Here is a 20,530-nt window from a genome sequence, read left to right as displayed (position 1 = left end):
ATCATTATTGATGGTGAATCTATTAAACCAGAACTATTTAAGATTTTTATTGATCTCTTTAAAAATAGTTTCAAATCTTGATAAAGTTGATTCTGAAAGGCTATCAACAAAATCCTTATTACTAGCAAACTCTTTTGCAGGTAAGTAGTGATTAAATCTATTTTTTTTAATAACTTTATTGATTTTTGACAATATATCTTCAATTTCCGTACTTAATTCATCCACCTTAATTTCAGCATGGGTAGAAGATAGGGAAATATTAAATAGTTGAAGATATTCATCAATAGTAAACATATCCTCAATATCAGCTTTTTTTCTATTATCTAAATAATCATGGAAAAATTTTATATTTTTATCAGATATAATTTTTTGAATAGTTAGACTATCAAATTTTGCCTGAGACTTTTGATCTGTAAATGAATCTAAAAGACAGAAAATTGATAATTTAGAACCTCGAAGTAATGAAATAAAACTAGCAACTTTATCTAAGCCGCCTGTTGGCACAATTGTAATATCCTCATTTAAGCCAGTTCTATTATTCGCATTCAAATATTCTGAAATTGTCGTTAAATATAGTAAATCTGAGACCCCTTCAACCAATAGATTCTTTTTAGAAATGAATAAATTCTGTGCAACATCATATCCTAAAGCAGCTTGTAAAGGGAAAAGAGTATTAGGATCTTTTTGTTGAATACTATCACTAACGATAGAGCTCTCGGAGTCACTAAATACCGTTCTGACCCGATTTAATTTCGTTGTTTCCACCATGAAAGGTGAGTGAGTTGTATAAATAACTTGATATTTATCAACTAAACTCTCTAAAAAACGCAGTAAATCTGCTTGGGCAGTTGCATGTAAGTTAAGACCTGGCTCATCTAAGAGTAGGATATATTTTGAATTCGAATCAGCCTGAATTTTGTTAAACCAAACTAAGAATGAAAAAAACCAATTAAATCCTTTGCTTCTATTCTGGAGAGGTAAAGAAACTCTAGTTTTTGAGTTTTTTACACGAATGTCTAAGACATGTTGAACAATATTTGTATCGACTGTTGTTGCATTACCATAATTTGTATTTACGTGTCTTTGAGCAGTAGCTGTTTTTTTATCAATTTTAAATTCGATATTTAAGTCCTGATTTGCAGACCAATATTGGAACAATGTATCAGAAATCAAAGCCTCAGTTGCTTCTAATTCTGCAATAAAATCCTCAAAATCATCTGTATTAATAATATCATTGATATTTATATCTGCTAAATCTAAAAGTGCTTTTGCTGTTTTTAGATCATCCGATAGTTCCACACCCTCATCTAAAAAACTTTCTAACACAATTCTGGATGGAAGTTGGTAATATTCATCATAATAAATGAACTTTGGCAAATGCCTTTTTATTAAAATAGTATATACATATCTTTCAATAAAGCTGTTCCATGTAGAACTTTTAAAAAAATATTTTTTCAAGGGTTCTAACTTTTCTGATTCTTCGGGAAATCTTGTCAGTAACTCATCAAATTCCGATATAGTTAAGGTTGATTTAAGCTCATTTTTTAGATTTTCACTAATACCAGATAGATTAAAGTGTTTTAAAAAAGCCTCAAAATTTATCGAAACGCCACTGATTAGAGTAGCACCATCTTTGTAAGAGCTTGTCACAGTAATTTCATCTTTTCCCTGCCAAGTATCTTTTCCTAATAAGTGTTCTATAAAATCAATAAGTTGTTTTGAAAGTTTATATTTACAAATAATAGCATTAGGATTTTCATCTGATTTATTGATGCTTTTTAATTCTTTACGTGGATAATCTAGTGTTTGATTAAATTTGAATTTCTCATCAGTTTCAAAATAATTAGTTTTTGCTAAACATTCTAAAATAGAGGTTTTTCCTGATTCATTCATTCCAACTAGTACAGTTATATCATCTTCAATCTGTACGGATTGAGGTGTCGTGAATGATTTATATTTTAGAATTTCAATATTTGTAAGTTTAATCATTAGTAATCCCCTTGAATTTAAATATCCAACTTAGGCAAAGCTTTAACAATCTTCATTGTTTCCAAACTTACTGTTATGATCCGTAAAAACAACTCTAATGGATATTTAGCATCACCCATAGTTTCAATCGCCCAGTCGTTTGCATCATTCACAATGCAACTATCTTTGTGCGTAGAAACACCTTGACGCTCTATGACCCATTCAAGTGCAGACTTACCATTCACCACGTAGTCATAAGCCTCTAACGGTATTTCACGGATAGTAATGGCATTGTTATAAATCACCGTATCCTTTTGGTCTTTTTTAGGGAATTTCATTTTGGTCACATAAAAGTCTTTATCTTCTAATTGCTTCAATGATTTACCACCCAAGTCCAATTTAGCTTTGTACGGCTCTACCGTTTCATAGTTCAAATGCCAATGAGCCAAGTCACGACCCGATTTTGAGAACGCCCAGAAATCTTCGGCTTTTTTCACGCATGGGATACGTGGTAACTCTTTAGTCAAGTTGTCTGCATAACGGGTACGATAATCTTCACTGTGCAACAAGCCATACACATAGTAGAAAATATCTTCCTTGCGAATCGTTTCAGTCGAGTAAGCATCTTGGAAATGCTTTAAACCTGCATCACTAATTGCATCTTTACGAGTATATTGACTATCTGCCGTGTTAGTTTCAGCATGGCTAAATAGGTCATCAGCCTTATTTTCTGTTGATGTTTCTTCATAAAGGTAAAGTGGGAAACATTGAGCATCACCAATTAAATGTAAATCAGGAACTAGATCGCTGATTAATAGAGAAAAACCTTTTGTACCTGATAGTGTTAAGCAAATTGTTAAATTTTCTGCTTCTGCTGTAGGGAAGATTTGGGGTATTTGATACACACAGTTATTGAAGTGTCTATTAAAGTACAAATTTTGCTTAGTAAATGGTCTATATAAAGACAATCTAAACTCATTAGCTAAAATTTTATGAACATATCCTTTTCTAACATCATTAAATACTTCTCTAGTCCAACTCATTTTGCTTGAATCAAAATTTACAAAATCTTTTGGCTCTAACTTTTGATCAGAGTTTTTATATCTTTTAACTTCTTCATGATAAAAATCAATCATTGTAGAAACATTGTGTTTTAAATGTTTCATAGAAGATTGATATACCCAAGCATCACGATTAGTTTTGACACCATTTGAGAAATTATAAAACAATCCAACTATGTTTTTATTTTTCTTGTTCCCCATCTCAATAAATTCACTAAAACTATCGTCACGCTGATTGAGCCAATCGTTATGAACATCAGGTGTAAGTGCTGTCCAACCATCAATAGCGGTAATACCATTAATGCTGACTAGATCAGAAATTTTCTCTAATTTTTCCTCACGACTTAGATAATCACCGATGTCATGAAAATAGATTTGACCATGTTGTTTTGTATTTGGATTCTTCACCAATACCGCAATCAAAATTGGAGTTCGAGTGCCTTGACCAAAAACATTATCCTTTTCTTTACGTCTTTGTTCGCCTGATGTTCTTGCATTGCCTCTTAAATGGAAGAAATATAAAGAGCTAAATTCATCTGCTAAACATTTGCGTAACCCATCGGCTGAATTTGAATCGATATAACCACCATTGGTCACAAAACCAATCACACCACAGTCTTTAATACGATCACTCGCCCAACGAATTGCACGAATATATGAATCATAAAGAGAATTTTTTAGTGTAGCAGTTGTATGTTTTGCATAAGTTTCTTCAATGCGACTATCTAAAAAAGGATATTTGACATTGGCGTTATTATCATTGCCTGATTCTTGACCCGCAGAATAAGGAGGATTACCAACAATAACCGTTATATCGAGGTTCTTCTGGCGTTTACGTCTTGCACTGTTATCTACCAAAACCTTACTGACTAAATCCTCTTTTTCGTACATTTCAAAGGTGTCAGTTAAACAAATACCTTCGAATGGTGCATATTCAAGATCGGGATTAACTGTTTTCATCTGATCGTGATATACGGTTTCAATGTTGATTGAGGCAATGTAATACGCCAATAAAACGATCTCGTTGGCGTGGATTTCGTTTTTATATTTATAGGTCAAACGATCCGCAGGGATTAATCCAGACTGAAGCAAGCGGTTAATAAATGTACCTGTACCTGTAAATGGATCCAGAACATGAACATTATCATCAGCAAAGGTTTTACCAAATTCACTTTTAAGCACATCATTTACACTGTGAATAATGAAGTCAACAACTTCAACAGGCGTATAAACAATACCTAGCTTTTCAGTCATACGAGGAAAAGCATTTTTAAAGAATGAATCGTATAGCGTTAAGATAATGCTTTGCTTGCCTTCGGCAGTATTAATGCCTTCTGCTCGCATACGAACTGATTCATAGAATGAGTTAAGCGTATCAGCTTCTTTATCCAAATGATGCTCATTCAGCGCATCTAGCACCTTTTGCATTGCTAAACTCATTGGGTTGTGTTCAGCAAAGCTATGATCTTTAAATAGGGCATCAAATACTGGTTTGGTGATTAAGTGCTGTGCCAACATTTCAATGATTTCAGCATCAGATACACTGTTATTCAAATCATCACGTAATTCATAAGCAAATTCATTGAATGCCGTAATTTCTTTAGTATTTGCAGGGTTTTCAAGAATAGCTTGAATACGGTCGATATGAGTTTTAGCGATTTTGGCGACATCACTTGCCCAGTCTTCCCAATGATGGCGATTACCGCATTTTTTTACGATCTTGGCATATAAAGCACGTTCAATCTCGCCGACTTCAAATACCATTTCCTCTTGAACTGGTATTGGAGTTGCGGCTGTTCCAATAGACGAACCGCCTCTGGCTTGTGCTGTACCCCTTCGTTTTTTACCTTCACTTAAACCTGTTGTGTTTGTTTCACCTTCATCACCTTTGGGTTTGGCTTTTTTAGCCTTTTTAACAACCTTATCAGCAACCGCAATAACTTCCATGCGAGATACGTCTTTGCCATTAAACTCTAACTTGTTGATCATCGCATCAAAGCGGTCATCATGCGCACGTAGAGCGTTGAGCACTTGCCATACTACACGGTAGGCTTCATTAGAATTTAACGCCTGTTCAGGCTCTACACCCGCAGGAATTACGACTGGTAAAATGACATAACCAAGTTGCTTACCTTCCGCTTTACGCATTACACGTCCAACAGATTGCACTACATCGACTTGTGAGTTACGTGGGGTAAGGAAAAGAACGGCATCAAGTGATGGAACATCCACACCTTCTGATAAACAGCGTACATTAGACAAGATACGACAGGTATTTTCAGGTGCTTGTTCTTTTAGCCAAGTAATTTTTTCTTTCTTTTCTGTTGCATTCATACCACCATCAACATGTTTCACATGGCAATTTAGTTTTAGTGAAGGATCAATATAAGGGTCTTCTTCTGTTCTATATAAATGATCCATTTCTGCTTGTTGATATGCTTCAACAACAGCACTAAACATTTCAGTAATTTGCTTAGAACTAACTTTATGTTTTTTGCCTTTATATTCTTTTTCAATTACCTGACAGAAAGCAACTGCACGTTCCATTGGCTTAGCAATTGTACCGTCAGGATTATATAAACCTTGTTTAGCGAGAGCTTTCCAACAACCAACAATTTTTGCAGCATCATCAACTTTTAGAGAGTTATTTTCGTCTTTTAATAAGCCTTGTAATTGACGATTAATATGGCTTTCTTCAACAGCAAGTACAATTACCTTATAGTCACATAAAATGTCCATTTTTACAGCTTGTGAGAATGTAATGACATATAAATCTTCACCATACAGTGATTTATCATCCATTGAGCAAAGTGTCACACCCTCTGTTTCTTTAGCCGTATCACCATAAATACGTGGTGTAGCAGTCATATATAGACGTTTCTTGCCTTGTACATAATCATTATTATGAATACGCACAAACTTGGATTCATCATCCCCCTCAAAAGTTGCTCCTGTGGTACGGTGTGCTTCGTCACAAATGATTAAATCAAATTCAGGGAATCCTACTTTTTGTGCTTCTGCAATTACATCAATAGAATGATAAGTTGAGAACACGACATTCATATCCTCATTCGCTTCATTCGGTTTAAATAAATCTCTTGCCTTAAATGCTTTAACTAAACTTTGGGGATTGGTTGTAGCAGGGAATTTTAAGTCACTAATCCCGACTACAATGTTGTCATCATCTTTTTTCTTACCAACATCACTATCGGAACAGACTGCAAAACTCCGGATACCTAATGATGTTTGTTGAGTCCACTCGTCAAGCGTTTGACTAAGTAATGCAAGACTAGGGACTAGAAACAATACATTTTTGCCACGACCTGCCAGTTCCTCAGCAATACGCAAAGAGGTAAAGGTCTTACCCGTACCACATTAAGGATTACATAGAATGTATGGACATTTTTTAATAGTTTGTTTTTTCAAAAAATTTATTAAATAAGCAATGTCCATATCACGTTAAATAATTCATGGACATCTTTGCCGATAATGTCCATGAATTATTCTGAAATTTTCTTCAGAATAGATTAGGTTGATATATACCAGTTACCTTTATCAGCTACCTAATAATTATGGGTAGTCCACTAATTACACTTAAAAATTTCAAATCTCAAAATAAGATGCTAAAAATTCACTAATCGGTTTATCTAACGCCGATAACCAATCATGTAGTTCTAATACATCAATTCGTCTGTCCAAGTTTTCAACTTTAGCTATGTATGACTGTGGCTTTTTTAAAGATGTAGCAAGTTCTACCTGAGTTATATTTTTCAACTCACGTATTTTGATTAATTCTTTGATCAAATTTTTGTATCGAGGGTCATGTATTGAGCTCATAGCTCAAGATGTTGTACTATTAATGAAAATATCCCAAAATAGGATATTTCCTTGTTCAATTGTTTAATCGGTATATCTATATGTCTACAAATCATCAGCTAAAAAACTGTTTGTTTGATTTTTTGTCAGATAGAACATTTTCAGGTTATGAGTTCAAAGACTTAAGAGGACTCTTTATCTTTTTTTACCCTGAATTTAGCTCAAAAAGATATTATGCAAAAATTTATCAATTTATTAGGGAGCTTGTTTCCGTAGATTTAATATTAGCTGATACATCTACTTGTACATATAAATATTCCTCTAACTACACCCGCTCCGAATTACTAAATTTTAGAGAATCAAATGACTCAGATCACGTTAAAAGCAAGTTGCTAGTCGAATATGATAAAGTTTTGAAAAGTATTGATCACCTTCGTAACGAATTACATATTTACGAGTTGTATCTTGATAAGTTCCCAATACTCTCAGAGATTATTATGAAATTTATCATTAAAAAACAAAAACAAATGTCACTTTTGGAATGTGAAATTAAAGCAATTAAAACTCTATTAGAAGCCTGTTAAAGGTTCTAATAGAGTATCAAAATCATAAAATTTTGTTCTCAATTTGATCTAAAATACATATCAATCGTCTAAAAGTAGAAGCATCTCCTTTAGACTTTAAATTATCGAATTCAGTAGAAAGGTAGCTTTGTTTTAATAAATAACAATTCTGTTGAGTTGGATTATTGATTAGCCATAGTGCCAAAAAGTCGATTCTCTTATTTAAGGAGCATTCAGATTCACCGACTTTTTCCAAGGCTATTATTTCTTCAAATGTCCATGCTTTATCAAACTGTCTTGTTACAGATGTTGGTATTTTCTTTTTATAGTGCTCAATGTCAAAGCCTAAAAGTTCTTTCAGCGTTGATTGAATATTCGTCTGTGTTTTGTATATTGGATTTGCCTTGCTGTATTTTTGGACAGGCAAATAAGTTCTATTCTGCTTAGAAAGTTCTGGAAGCACTTGAGTTAAAATATCAGAATCGCTAAAAGGTAAATGATCTAAGATAATATCTTTTAGTATATCCCAACTATTCACACCATTTAATCCAATGCGTTCACCTGATTCATTTTGAGCAACCCCAACACCGACTACGAATTCTAGTTCTGAATTTTCAGCAGTTGCTTCATCGAAATCTTTTACGGCAATACGTCTGTCCGCATCTTCAGTAGTCTTTACAATATTGTAAATTTGCTCTTTTAAAGCACGTAATAAGTGAACTGGAATTTTCCTTTCTGAATGTTGTAGAGCTTTATAAATTTTAGAATAGTCATGAGTCCGAATATGGGTGAAATATAATTTTTTTGAACCAACCGTCATTAGTACAGATTCTAATTGGTCTTTTTCATCATCAGGTCTAGTAACAAAAATCAGATTCTTTGCCAATCTTTCTAATTGCTCCTGAGATTCCATCATGTCTGCAATTAAACCTAACAAGTCAGTAATATTGGTATCAGTAATAGAATAACCTATAAATATGACAGGATTTTCTAAGAATATAGATAGTAGCTTTGCTGCTAAATATGCATTTTTACTATTAAAATTTTCATAATCATTTTTTGTCAGTACTAAGCTTGAAAAATTACTACAACACCCATGTATTTTAAAAATTTCACCAATAGATTGAGGATTTCTGAAAAATAAGTCTGATTGACCCACATATACATTTAATTTTGGAAAAATAGTTTCAAGCAACCTATCCCAATTTGTTGTGATAATTCCATCAATGACTACTTCTGAGCTTAACAATTCTTTTAACTCAGGATTATCGCTAATTTTTGATTCAATTTCGACATTGTTCAAATATTGACTAATTTCATATTTGAGAGGTGTTTCGATAGCATGAATCCAATTTTTAGATTGGTAGATTTCAGGTTTATCTTTATTTGATTTCCACCATTCAGCAGCAAAATCTCCTGCTAATGCTAAAGCTGCACTTGGATAGTCATTACCTGATGTCCCCAAATAGCTATCAAATGGCATTGAAGTGGAAAATTTAGTTAATAAGCCCTTCCAATCTGGAAGATCTAGATATCGCCTAGAAAAGCCTGAACCAATAAACAAAAATGGGGCAGAAATTGATTCACTCAGTATTTCAGCCAGTTCTTTTTCTATATCTAATTCTTGTGTCATATCCTTACCCTATATTGTTTATTAATTAAAGACTGGCATACTTTTTAAAATTTTCCGCTTGTTCGAAGATTTCTTTATACACTTCATCATGATCAATCGGTGGATAGCCATATTCAGCAAGCAATACAATCAGATCGACTTTTAGTTCAGCTCGAATATCTTCTCGATCACTCCAGTCAGGGTAGCTAGATTTATCATCTACTACTGCTTTAACCGCTTTAGCTAAATCTAATAGCTGATTTTCAGGGTAAGTGAAGTCATATTTCACCGCCAAAGATTGAAGAATGTCATAGAATGCTTTCTCTTCAATGCCAATCCCAAGATCGGCAAATGAACCCATTTCTTGCTTTAAATCTTGAAGTAGATTCATGATTTCATTTGAAAAGTCTTCAAGAACGCCACTGACCAAAATACTGTCTTCTTTACGTTCGTTATAGCTATCAACCAAAGCTTTGAAGCGTTTAGAGAAATCAATAGATTTAGTTCTGTTTACCTGTTTGAATTTACCAATAGCTTTAGCTAATAATTTTTGCAGCAGTTTAATCTTGGTGTTTGGGAGCTTAATTTTTTCTAGCTTAGCTAAGTAATCATCTCCAAAAATATCGACCTCAGTAGATTCATCTTCACCAATCTTGAGAATATCGTCCACTCCGTTAGCCTCTAATGCATCAGCAATCATTTTCTGTACTTGAAGATTCATTTGAGCAGTATCAGGAGCATCACCCCTCGTTAACTTAAAGACGATAGAACGTACAGCTAAATAGAAGTGAATGAGATCTCGTTCATCCTGACTAATCTTTTCTGAGCCATTGCAAACGTCATACGCTGCCTTTAAACGCTTCACAAGCTGCATAAAACGATGTTCTAGCTCTTTGGTAAGCTGAACATGCTCTGATGCCTTATTTAAGCACTGAAGCTGTTTTAAAGGCTCTCCTGAGAAATAAGGGGAGGTATCAAATTTATTAAATAGATCCTTCAATAATTCTAGATGATCTTTGACAACAATGATGGATTGCTCAACATCTTCAAAGTTTTTTGCATCAGATTTATTGTAATGAGCTAAAGCCAATTTCATTTGGTTTTTAATACCAATGTAATCGACTACCAAGCCTTTCTCTTTACTTTCAAATTTTCGATTCACACGAGAAATCGTTTGAATTAAGTTATGTTGTTGAATCGGTTTATCAATATAAATGGTGTCTAGGAAAGGAACGTCAAAGCCTGTCAGCCACATATCGACAACAATCGCAATTTTGAAGTTTGACTTCGGATTTTTAAATTGTCGGTCATGTTCTTTGCGATCATCTTTAGTACCACACAGATCATAAAGTGCTTTCTCATCATCTTTATGTCTTGTAGCAATTAGCTTGATTTTCGCATTTGGCTTGATTTCTTTTCTTTCTTGTTCAGTTAAAGCGATACCATCGGCAGCTTCTTTGACTTCAGCCCATTCAGGTCGAAGCGCAATGATTTCTTGATACAGATTAAAAGCAATTTGTCGTGATGCACAAACAAACATTGCTTTACCCATGATTGTAGAGCCTTCACTCACGCGGGTTTCATAATGGTTTACAAAGTCTTCAGCAATAGCTTTAATTCGATCTGGATTACCCAAAATTAACCGCATATTTGCCATAGCTTTCTTACTTTCTTCAACGGCATAAGTTGAAGCACCATCATTTTCTTGACACTTTTTATAATAGCCTTCAATTTCTTGAAGTTTTTTATTGTCTAGCAATACTTTCGCAGCCCGACCTTCATATACAAGTCTTACTGTAATCTCATCTTGTACTGATTCACTCATCGTATAAGAATCAATTACATCACCAAATACGTCTAAAGTCGCATCAATAGGCGTACCTGTAAAACCAACATAGGTTGCGTTAGGCAAAGAATCATGCAAGTACTTGGCAAATCCGTATGTCTTCTTAACACCATCTTCAGTTACACGGATTTTTTGATCTAGATTGACTTGACTGCGGTGAGCTTCATCTGAGATACAGATGACATTTGTGCGTTCAGTCAATAGCTCAATATCTTCGGTAAATTTATGAATAGTTGTTAAGAACACACCACCACTTTTGCGACCTTGAAGTAACTCTCTGAGATGCTGTCTGCTTTCAACGCTTAGAATTGTTTCATCACCAATAAAGCCTTTTGCATTGGTGAATTGAGCTGAAAGCTGATCATCTAAATCTGTACGATCTGTAATAACCACAATAGTTGGGCTTTCAAACTCTACACTTTTCATAATCAAGCGTGATAGAAAAAGCATTGTGAAGCTTTTACCGCATCCAGTTGCGCCAAAATAAGTACCACCTTTACCATCACCTAACGGCTTTCGATGTGTCTTAATATTTTCAAATAACTTATTCGCAGCATAATACTGAGGATAACGACAAACGATCTTATCGTCTCGCTTAGTTGTATCAGGGAAATAAATAAAGTTACGAATGACATCTATTAATCGTTTAGGTTCAAATAAGCCTTCGATCATGGTATGCAAGGAGTCAATACCATTCTTTTCAAGGGTTTCATCACCTATAACTTTGCGCCATGTATAGAAAAACTCATAAGACGCAAATAAAGATCCCATCTTTGTATTTACCCCATCACTGATTACACATAAGGCGTTGTATTTCATGAGCTCTGGGATATCACGTGCATAACGTACAGTTAACTGTTGATAAGCATCATAAATTGTTGCATCTTCACGAATAGCACTTTTAAACTCAAAGACAATTAAAGGTATACCATTGATATAAAGAATACCGTCAGGAATTCTTAGTTCGTTACCTTGAACTTCCATTTGAGTAATAAACTTAAAACTATTATTTTCGATGTTTTCATAGTCTATCAATCGAATATATAAATCTTTTTTAGAACGATCTTCTCTTTTTAATAAAAAACCATTACTTACTAAATCTAATATTATTTTATTTGTTTCATAAATATCAGAAGCAGGCAGTTTAGTTAATCTTATAGTTATATTTTTTACTTCTTGAGGGGTTAAAGAATCATTTTTATAAACATTTCTAATAAACTGTTCGAAATCATCATAAAAAAACACATCTTCACGAGATTTAGAAGAGTTAACAAAATTTAAATGATCTATATTTCTTAACTTTAAAAGATTCGTAATAACTAGCTCTAGTTTATTTTCTGTAAAACTCATGTCCCCCCCTATATTTTACTAAGATTTAGTAAAATTAAATCTTTAATCTTATTCAAAGAATTAATTTGATTATTTAAAATATTTATGTGCCTATAGATACGGTCAAAATAAAAAGATGCCTTGCTTTCAATATTTTTAGGAGGTAAAACTGTTTTTATCTCATAAAGCATGTCATAGCTTAAAAAAGGCTGAGTACTACCTCGAGTCTGCGATTTAAGATCTTTACTCTTCAGTGTCAGATATCCAAAAATTTTTCCATAATTTTCATTTATATTACACATGACACCATTATACGTCACATAATGTTTTCCAAAAGCATATACAAGAGAACCACAAGAGCCAATGTGACCGATCACTGGGGCATCCTGATTATTAAATTGATCATAGTAGCCAATAATTCCATTACTACCATAAACTGGATAAATTCCTCCATTACTTGGATTATTATTACCTTTACCATATTGAAAACTATAAATATCTTCTAAAGTACCACTACTCCAATCAAAAGGAATTTCACTTTCTAAATCATCATCCCAAATAAATTGTCCTTTTGAATGCTTATAACCTTTAGAATCTAGATTAGAGTCAATGAAATTCATTGGAAAATTAAAATTAACAAACCATTCTCTGTATAAATGATAAGAAGTTTGTTCAACTGTGCTTAAAATTCTTTCTAATAATGAAATCCTATTGCTCACAACAAAATATTCATGATAAATTTCTTTTTGTTTTTCAAGAGGAATATATGGGAAATTTAAATCACAAAAACTATCCCAACTGAATCCACCTCGAACACTACTATCTGTAGTGAACCAACAGTTTCTATCAAATTCCTCTCTGCTACACCACATCATCAAATAGTTAAGATCTAAATGATTATGATCTATTATTTCAAAAACTATGTAAGCAGGAGAAACTATAATAGGTTCTTCTTCTTTCCATAATCCAATTGGAAGCATTTTATCACGCCCCACATGCATTGGATTAAATGCAAATTGTCCTTTTTTGACAACTTTATATTTCGATAAATCAGTGCCGTTAATATTAGCTACCGAAGGCATAAATTCTTTCTCAATATTAATGCCTTTTAGATTCATAACTTTTAAGTCTGTATTGCGATTACTAACCTGACGAACATAATCACCAATTTTTTTATAATTTGATTTCATAGCCCAGCTCTTTAAATACGTTCAACAAATCTTGTTTTGACTTTTCTTCAGCTTTTAAAAGCTCAGCAAAATCTGATCTAAGAGCTAACATTTTTTCATCAAAATCAATATTTTCATCACGGTTAACGAATTCGATATATTTACTTGGTACAAGTGAATAATCTTTAGATGCAATCTCTTGAAGTGATGCTGAATAGCAATATTCGGGAATATCTTGGTATTCAACCTCAAATAATTTTTGTTGCCACGTATGGAAAGTTTCTGAAATTTGTTCAATATGCTCATCTGAGAATTGAATAAATTTCTTCTCGAACGATTCACCAATTTTTCGTAAATCCATAAAGAGTACTTCATCTTCACGATCACGGTATTCACGAGTTAGGTCACCATGAGGCACAGAGCGTTCTTTTTTATTACGATTCAATATCCATAAAGAAACACTAATATCTGTTGTGTAGAACATTCGCATTGGTAATACAGCAATCGCTTCTACCAATTTATTTTCAATCAGCTTTTTACGAATCTCTTTCTCTGTGCCATCACCAGATAATGCACCATTGGCAAGAATGAAGCCTGCAACACCATTTTGAGAAAGTTTAGATACCATGTGGAGAATCCAACCATAGTTGGCATTCCCTGTAGGAGGAACTTCATAGCCATCCCAACGAGGGTCTTTAGTTAACTCATCTGCTCCACGCCAATCCTTTTGGTTAAAAGGAGGGTTTGCCATAATGAAGTCAAATTTTTGATCAGGATGTTGATCCTTTGCAAATGTATCGCGAGCCGCTGCACCAAGATCAGCACTAATGCCACGAATCGCCAAGTTCATCTTAGCAAGCTTATAAGTAGCAGTAGTTTGTTCTTGACCAAAGATAGAAATATCTTTTCTATTACCTTTATGGTTTTCTACGAATTTAAGAGATTGAACAAACATACCACCTGAACCACAAGCAGGGTCATAAACACGACCTTTGTATGGTTCAATCATAGATGCAATCAGCTTAACGATACTTTTAGGTGTATAGAACTCTCCTTTACCTTTACCTTCTGCTAAAGCAAAGTTTCCTAAGAAATATTCATATACACGACCAACGACATCTTCATGTTGGTTGGAGATTGTTTGAATGTTATTGATCTCATCAAGTAATGCAGCAAGCTTACTCACCTCTAGATCAATACGAGAGAAGTAGTTATCAGGCAGTGCGCCTTGAAGTGCTTTATTTTTCTTCTCAATGTTATGCAGGGCTGTATCAATCTTCAGAGCAATATCTTCTTGCTTAGCATTTGCAATGAGATAGCTCCAACGAGACTCTTCCGTTAGATAAAAGACATTATCTTGATGATAAAAAGCTTCAATCTCTAGGAATTTCTCAGCATTTGCACCATGCTTTTCGGCAATCTTTGTACGTTGAGCTTCAAAAGTATCACTCACAAATTTCAAGAAAATTAGAGATAAAACAATATGCTTATACTCAGAGGGCTCAACACTACCACGTAGTTTATTGGCACTATCCCATAACGATTCTTCAAAACTTTTTACTTTGGATTTGGTAGGTTTCTTAGCCACAGAATATATTCCTGAAATTTGTGTTTCAATTAAAGCAAATTACTAATAAAAATAAAATTAACCACAGTGTATTTGTTGCCAATTCAACAGTTTCTAATCAATCTTTCCATTTGGATTCAAAATGATCTTTAAGCTTTAAAGCCTCACTTTCATCCTATATTACTTCTCATAAAGGATTAGCTTGATATGACTTCAAAATAGCAAGAGGATGTTTCTCTAGATTCAGCATTTTTTCAAGTCACTCATTAATACTAAGCACATGAAATTACTAGATATATTAGAAATCAATTATCTACAATTTTCTCTAATTGTAGTGATAACTCAATAATCGTTAATTGTGCTTCTAGTAGCTTAGATACAGCCTCATCTCTTTCTTGAGTTAAAATTTCAATTCGGTTTTTTAATACAGGAACTTGATCATTAGTAGCTGAATTTTCCTTTTTTTTAGCAGAAAAATTAGTGTTTTGTGGATTTTGATCTATCCATTCTTGAATTTCATTAACAAGACTAGGATATCTCGATTTTCTAAGAGCTGAAGGGTCAACACCTGCTTCCTTAGCAACATTGTTTTGTGAAACTTTTGATCCTTTTGGCAATATATTAGGTTTATTAGTTTTAAGCCTAATAAATGCTTCATAAAACTGAAGTTCTGCTTTACTCATTTGATTGAATGACATAAATTGCTTTCCGAATTGATGCTAATTGTTCAGTCTGAAAGACTGTCGAGATTGATTCTTTTTCCAGTTTCTTAATCTTCTCAAGATACGACTGTTCAAGTTTAAGCATAGTATTAACTTTTTTCTTATCAAGAAGAACGGCATCACAAGCCAAGGAATTAGAACCACCCATACATTGCACAATATTCGATATCCCACCATAAGGGCATGGTGCACCTGTTTTTGTACATCCACCTAAAAAAGTTTCTCGATAATTTAGATTGCCTTGTTCAGACATTCTTAGAAGTTGAGTGTGATCTTTTTCGCTAATAGCAGAAATTATCTGAGCCTTTCTCTTATGTCCATGTGGAGAGATGAATTTTGGACTATCCAATTCCATATTTTTTCGGACATTATTTTGATGCCATTCTTCCAAGTATATCTGACCAACTGCATCGTCCAACTTGAACTTTAATTTATAGTAGTTGTTGGCATAATATAAGCTCATAATCGTATTAGCATGCTTAAGTTGATACTGCAAACTCTGCTCAGTGATAAGACCTGATGCTAGCATATTTACAGCACCTGTTCTTCTTAACTGATGCCATGCAAAGTGCCATACTTTACCAACTTGATATATTTCTATATCTAAGTTAGGGGTCATTTTACATGCTATATTGAAATCAGCCTGCGTTATTTGGAATTCCTCTTGCTCAAAAATTTTATCAAATGTACCGATTTGATTAGCATAACCAATGGTTGATCTAATTTGCTCTAATCGCTCATTTTTCCCTCTACCGCTACCCCAAGGTTCAAATACTGGACTATGTAGATAAGGTTTATAGTCATTGATATCTTGCAGGATTCCAAATAACTCTTTAGCACAAGAAAATCTTAGCTCACAAATAATTTCTAAGGCTCTTACAGCTTTTTCAACTGATGGTGATACCACCCAACTAGCCTCACCTTTTTCAGTTTTGGATGTAATTCCGTGAATGAGACAAATTTCTTGTCCATCTATGATTGTTTTGGAAAAGCAACCATACCTCAATAAGTAAGCTTCCGAAATTCTCATTAGTGAAAAATTAACGATATATGCGATACTTACAAAACTTACCATACTAAGATATTTTGAAAGATTGGGGGCTTTAGCCGTATTAGAATCGAAGTCAGTCCATTTTTGAAGCATTCCTGTGACATTATATTTATTAAATTTCTCATTAATAAAATTTCTAGTTTTATTATGGTTATCTACAAAGCAATTAAATACAGAAACCACACCATCACTAATAGAGAGAAAATCATCAATACAATTTTCCAATCTTTCTAATTGATACGCCCATATACGAGGTGGAATATAAGGAGTCTGATTTGAATCATTCACAACAAGATATTTTGAAAACTTTCTAAGTGAGTCTTCATCTAGTATGGTAAAACCAATATCCTTACTAAGAGAAACGAGTTCCTGTAGCCCTATAGCTCGTCTTTTTCCTTTGTATTGTGCAGCAATTTCCTCATAAATTTCCTCATGGTTTCTCAATTCAGAAATTAGAATATTATGTTTTGAACAGACATAGAACAGAGGTTTTAAGATGGTGCAACGGTTTACTATTGTAATAGCACTGACCTTTGGGCTTGCACCCCACAGCCAATATGCAACTATGATTTTAAACAACTGAATATTATCTTTATCAATAATATATCCCTTAGTCTGGTTGCTACCAAAGTTAAATTTCATTGGTTTTATACAGTAAGGTGTAAAATCCCAAATATCATCAGAAAAAACAGAAATTACATTACCTTCTTTATCGCAAGTTATAGGAGTATTATCAAGAGGTAACCAATTATCCAAAGTATAATTTGGCATAGCAGGTGTAATAATGTCAGAAATAATATTTATTGATTTTAAAAACATCTCTACACCATCTCTTGTAAAAGTAAGATGTAATCCATCCAATCAGGATGATATTCTCCCGATTGAACTTCCATTTGAGCTTTTACTATCCATTTTTCTTGTGTTTTACTTAAAGATTTCAATCTATCAATTTTTTCGTTGATACGTTCAATAAGAAGTTTTGCTGGATGGTTTTCAAGAGATGGATTTAATGTCATTTCAAGACGTTTTAAATGAATATGAGATATTAATTTAAAACAATAATCATAACTAATGACATCTTTGTGATAGACACAGAATAAACAACCTTCAGGATTCACACAGTCAGGTTGAGCAATGTTACTTTCAGTCTCAATACTTTGTGGATTTTCACAATTATTTGAGCACAATCCGATAGCTAATTGTTTGAGATTTTGGCTATTGAAACTACTTAATTCTTTTAGAGCATTTACTTTTTTTACTTTCTGATAATTTTTCCTAAAAGTACCTTCTTGATGAGACATCAATTGAATAACATTTGAAGCGTCATCTCCATTTTCAAATAGCCAATTTGCTTTAAACTTACGCAATTGTGTGGAAGATACATATTTAAAATCTATATCTTTGCAAAAATTTCTAACTACATGTAATTTACGCTTAGTTTCTTTTGCTATAAGTTTTTCCCTAGCCATAAAAGGAAAGAGGCTGCTATCATCACAAAAGCCAACGTCTTTCACCCACTGTAAATATCTTAGAAAAATATCTCTATAGGCTTTGTGACACCTGAATGTTGCCTCGCCTTGTTTGCGATTTTTATAGACTGTAAAAACATGATATTCGTCATCCTTAATCATCCATCTAAAATTAGTTATCTTTAAATCAAGAGCTTGTGATAAATTCATATTGGTTTGACTGATAAAAATTATCAACTCTGCTTCAATACGAATATTTATTAGATTGCTTCTTCTATATTTATCTAGTAACGATTCATTTTCAGATAACGCACGTCTACGCTCTAAAGCTAATCTTTTATCTTTAATTTTTTCATAATTAATATTAACCTCCATTAAATTACCTTTTAAATAAGCATTTTTATCATTTGGTAGTTTTATTAATAATGGTAATTCACCTCTGACCGCTTCGATAGTTAATTGATCAACTAAAGCCTTTAACAATTTACCAAAGGCAAAAGCATCATGCTCACTAACTAGTTCAACTTCTTTTTTTTGAGGTCTTTCGGTTAAATTTGTTCTCAAAAGTAAAGTTTTTGTTTTAGGATATTTCTCTAAATTCTGTGAGCTTACAAGAATATTTGCAACTACTGTATATTTCTTATAAGCACTGTACTCATCTTGATTATTTTGTTGAACTGCTAATATCCCATGATTAACCCAATCAATAAAACATTCAGCAATATGCTCTTTTGAAATATACTTGTTTTTATACTCGCACCACCTTACGAATAATGACAGTTTCTCTAATTCAGAAATAATCGTTCTTTGAGATATACCAATTGTTATTCTATAGTCAAAATATTCAAATAAGTTGGATACAAACTCAATCCTTTCACTTAATATTTCACCGTACTTATTGGCTTTTATAGAATTCAAGACAGTTCTTCTATTTTCTAATGCTGCACCTTTATAAAGAAATACAGATAAGTTCCACTCATTTGAGTGTGAGCCATAAGAAAGCTTGTTCAGACAAAATGAAAGAGATTCCATTTTCACAACCCCAAAAATGCCTTTGTATATTCATTAGATATTTTTGCAAGTTGTTTGTTTTGCTCTATGAACTTTACATATTTCAAAGTCGTTTTTTCATCTTTGTGTAGACAGCAATCCCTTACTAACTGAACTGCACTAGTCACATCCATTTTCTCTAAGCAATATTGCATTAAGACTGTTGCAAAAGTTGCTCGAGTTCGATGAAAATAAAAATCCTTAAATTCATAAACTCCATTTTCTAAAGCAGATTTTCTTAGTCTATGAATTGCGACATTGATTGACTTTCCTTCGTTACCTAAATACTTATTCCCCCTTGAGGTTAAAAATAAATTCACAGAATTTTCCACTTTTTTTATTCTTTTTAAACGTCTTACATCATAAGCATATTCAAGAAGCTCATTAACCAACTCAGTTGGAATAATTATGTTGCCACTTTTTGAAAACTTGGTTTGTACTGGTGGAATAGCATCTAAACCAATTCTTATAGTTGCCATGGACATATCATCAAGATAAGAATAATTCTCAATAGTAGCCAACTTGAGGTCTGTAATACTTCCAATACGCATACCCGTGAAAAAACCAAGTTTAAGCATTAAGTAAATTTCGATTGGTGCATGTGTTTTAGCGTATTCTAAAATTTTTGGAACATGTTTGGGATTAATTGGTGATACACCATCCTCTAAATCTATATTTGAACTATTTGCTCTTAGTGGAATAGCTAAATCTGTTGTAAGAACATCGAATGAGTGCTCAAATCCAAACTTGTTAATTACAGTGATTTTCTTAAACTTATTTTTCCAAAGTTCAATATCTTTATTTATTAAGTTATTACGCTGAATCCAACGGTAGAATTTAATTACGGCACGCATTCTATGGGTGGCTGTGGATGGTGCTAGCTGTTGGTTATTTCTTTGTTTAATTAAATATCCTTTAAACACAAATACACATCTTTCACTTTTTTTGTTTGGGAAATGCCACCATGTCAAATTGTCTTCGGTCTCCAACCAAGAAGCATAAGCATTGAGATGTTGCATATCTGTTTGGATTGTTTTTAGCTGGACTCGTTCATTAACCATTAAGTCATAGGCATATAAATTGGCAACATCCCAAGCTTTATTATTAGACCAATAGATTTGTGGAAGATTTTGGGATTCAAGATTAGTAGATTCTTTGAAGATAACTTGATTATCTTTGACAATTATATTTTGAGGTTTGATTTTAACATTTTCGATCCTAGACATAATAATTTATCTATTCAATCATCATGTCCATACTTTATTAAAGTAATACTTAAATGTCAATGAAGAAATGTAACCCTTACC

The 20,530-nt window shown here is 33.1% G+C and carries 11 protein-coding genes and 1 pseudogene; 1 reads left to right on the top strand and 11 read right to left on the bottom strand.

What is annotated here, in order from left to right; genetic code table 11:
- Nucleotides 1–33: 33 nt before the first annotated feature.
- From I593_RS01025 to I593_RS01015, 3 genes and pseudogenes are all read right to left on the bottom strand, one after another.
- Nucleotides 34–1,989, bottom strand: coding sequence for an AAA family ATPase (locus I593_RS01025; RefSeq protein ID WP_016165731.1), 1,956 nt, complete (start codon nt 1,987–1,989; stop codon nt 34–36).
- Nucleotides 1,990–2,006: 17 nt separating this feature from the next.
- A pseudogene (locus tag I593_RS21020) lies at nt 2,007–6,404 on the bottom strand (DEAD/DEAH box helicase); the annotation flags it as partial.
- Between the two features lie 228 nt (nt 6,405–6,632).
- The gene (locus I593_RS01015) at nt 6,633–6,866 is read right to left on the bottom strand and encodes a helix-turn-helix domain-containing protein (RefSeq protein WP_016165290.1); all 234 of its coding nucleotides are present in this window, start codon (nt 6,864–6,866) and stop codon (nt 6,633–6,635) included.
- An 80-nt stretch (nt 6,867–6,946) separates the two neighbouring features.
- Between I593_RS01015 and I593_RS01010 the strand changes: the two genes are divergently transcribed.
- Entirely contained in the window at nt 6,947–7,429 is a 483-nt protein-coding gene (locus tag I593_RS01010) for a hypothetical protein (protein WP_016165291.1), read from the top strand.
- Between the two features lie 22 nt (nt 7,430–7,451).
- Here the strand turns inward: I593_RS01010 and I593_RS01005 are convergent, their stop codons facing one another.
- From I593_RS01005 to I593_RS00970, 8 genes are all read right to left on the bottom strand, one after another.
- Nucleotides 7,452–9,041, bottom strand: coding sequence for an SIR2 family protein (locus tag I593_RS01005; protein ID WP_016165292.1), 1,590 nt, complete (start codon nt 9,039–9,041; stop codon nt 7,452–7,454).
- A gap of 25 nt (nt 9,042–9,066) precedes the next feature.
- Nucleotides 9,067–12,216: a type I restriction endonuclease subunit R gene (locus tag I593_RS01000; protein WP_016165293.1), complete on the bottom strand. Its 3,150-nt coding sequence runs from the start codon at nt 12,214–12,216 to the stop codon at nt 9,067–9,069.
- Nucleotides 12,217–12,224: 8 nt separating this feature from the next.
- Nucleotides 12,225–13,385: a restriction endonuclease subunit S gene (locus I593_RS00995; RefSeq protein ID WP_016165294.1), complete on the bottom strand. Its 1,161-nt coding sequence runs from the start codon at nt 13,383–13,385 to the stop codon at nt 12,225–12,227.
- Complete coding sequence (locus tag I593_RS00990) at nt 13,369–14,952, bottom strand: type I restriction-modification system subunit M (RefSeq protein WP_016165295.1); 1,584 nt, start codon at nt 14,950–14,952, stop codon at nt 13,369–13,371. The genes I593_RS00995 and I593_RS00990 overlap by 17 nt, the downstream gene beginning before the upstream one ends.
- A gap of 284 nt (nt 14,953–15,236) precedes the next feature.
- Entirely contained in the window at nt 15,237–15,629 is a 393-nt protein-coding gene (locus I593_RS00985; RefSeq protein ID WP_016165296.1) for a hypothetical protein, read from the bottom strand.
- Nucleotides 15,607–17,565: a site-specific integrase gene (locus I593_RS00980; RefSeq protein ID WP_154661473.1), complete on the bottom strand. Its 1,959-nt coding sequence runs from the start codon at nt 17,563–17,565 to the stop codon at nt 15,607–15,609. Before I593_RS00980 ends, I593_RS00985 begins: the two co-directional genes overlap by 23 nt.
- The gene (locus I593_RS00975; protein WP_016165298.1) at nt 17,526–19,205 is read right to left on the bottom strand and encodes a hypothetical protein; all 1,680 of its coding nucleotides are present in this window, start codon (nt 19,203–19,205) and stop codon (nt 17,526–17,528) included. The genes I593_RS00980 and I593_RS00975 overlap by 40 nt, the downstream gene beginning before the upstream one ends.
- A gap of 2 nt (nt 19,206–19,207) precedes the next feature.
- A complete protein-coding gene (locus I593_RS00970; protein ID WP_016165299.1) occupies nt 19,208–20,449 on the bottom strand; it encodes a tyrosine-type recombinase/integrase in 1,242 nt (413 codons plus the stop codon).
- Between the last annotated feature and the right edge of the window lie 81 nt (nt 20,450–20,530).

Source organism: Acinetobacter tandoii DSM 14970 = CIP 107469 (assembly GCF_000400735.1).
Classification (GTDB): domain Bacteria; phylum Pseudomonadota; class Gammaproteobacteria; order Pseudomonadales; family Moraxellaceae; genus Acinetobacter; species Acinetobacter tandoii.
The sequence above is the reverse complement of the archived record's forward strand: the minus strand, read 5'-3'. Positions and strand labels throughout refer to the sequence as shown.

Coding starts and splice junctions, on each gene's coding strand:
- I593_RS01025 (WP_016165731.1), bottom strand. CDS start 1,989: ATGATTAAACTTACAAATATTGAAATTCTAAAATATAAATCATTCACG.
- I593_RS01015 (WP_016165290.1), bottom strand. CDS start 6,866: ATGAGCTCAATACATGACCCTCGATACAAAAATTTGATCAAAGAATTA.
- I593_RS01010 (WP_016165291.1), top strand. CDS start 6,947: ATGTCTACAAATCATCAGCTAAAAAACTGTTTGTTTGATTTTTTGTCA.
- I593_RS01005 (WP_016165292.1), bottom strand. CDS start 9,041: ATGACACAAGAATTAGATATAGAAAAAGAACTGGCTGAAATACTGAGT.
- I593_RS01000 (WP_016165293.1), bottom strand. CDS start 12,216: ATGAGTTTTACAGAAAATAAACTAGAGCTAGTTATTACGAATCTTTTA.
- I593_RS00995 (WP_016165294.1), bottom strand. CDS start 13,385: ATGAAATCAAATTATAAAAAAATTGGTGATTATGTTCGTCAGGTTAGT.
- I593_RS00985 (WP_016165296.1), bottom strand. CDS start 15,629: ATGTCATTCAATCAAATGAGTAAAGCAGAACTTCAGTTTTATGAAGCA.
- I593_RS00975 (WP_016165298.1), bottom strand. CDS start 19,205: ATGGAATCTCTTTCATTTTGTCTGAACAAGCTTTCTTATGGCTCACAC.
- I593_RS00970 (WP_016165299.1), bottom strand. CDS start 20,449: ATGTCTAGGATCGAAAATGTTAAAATCAAACCTCAAAATATAATTGTC.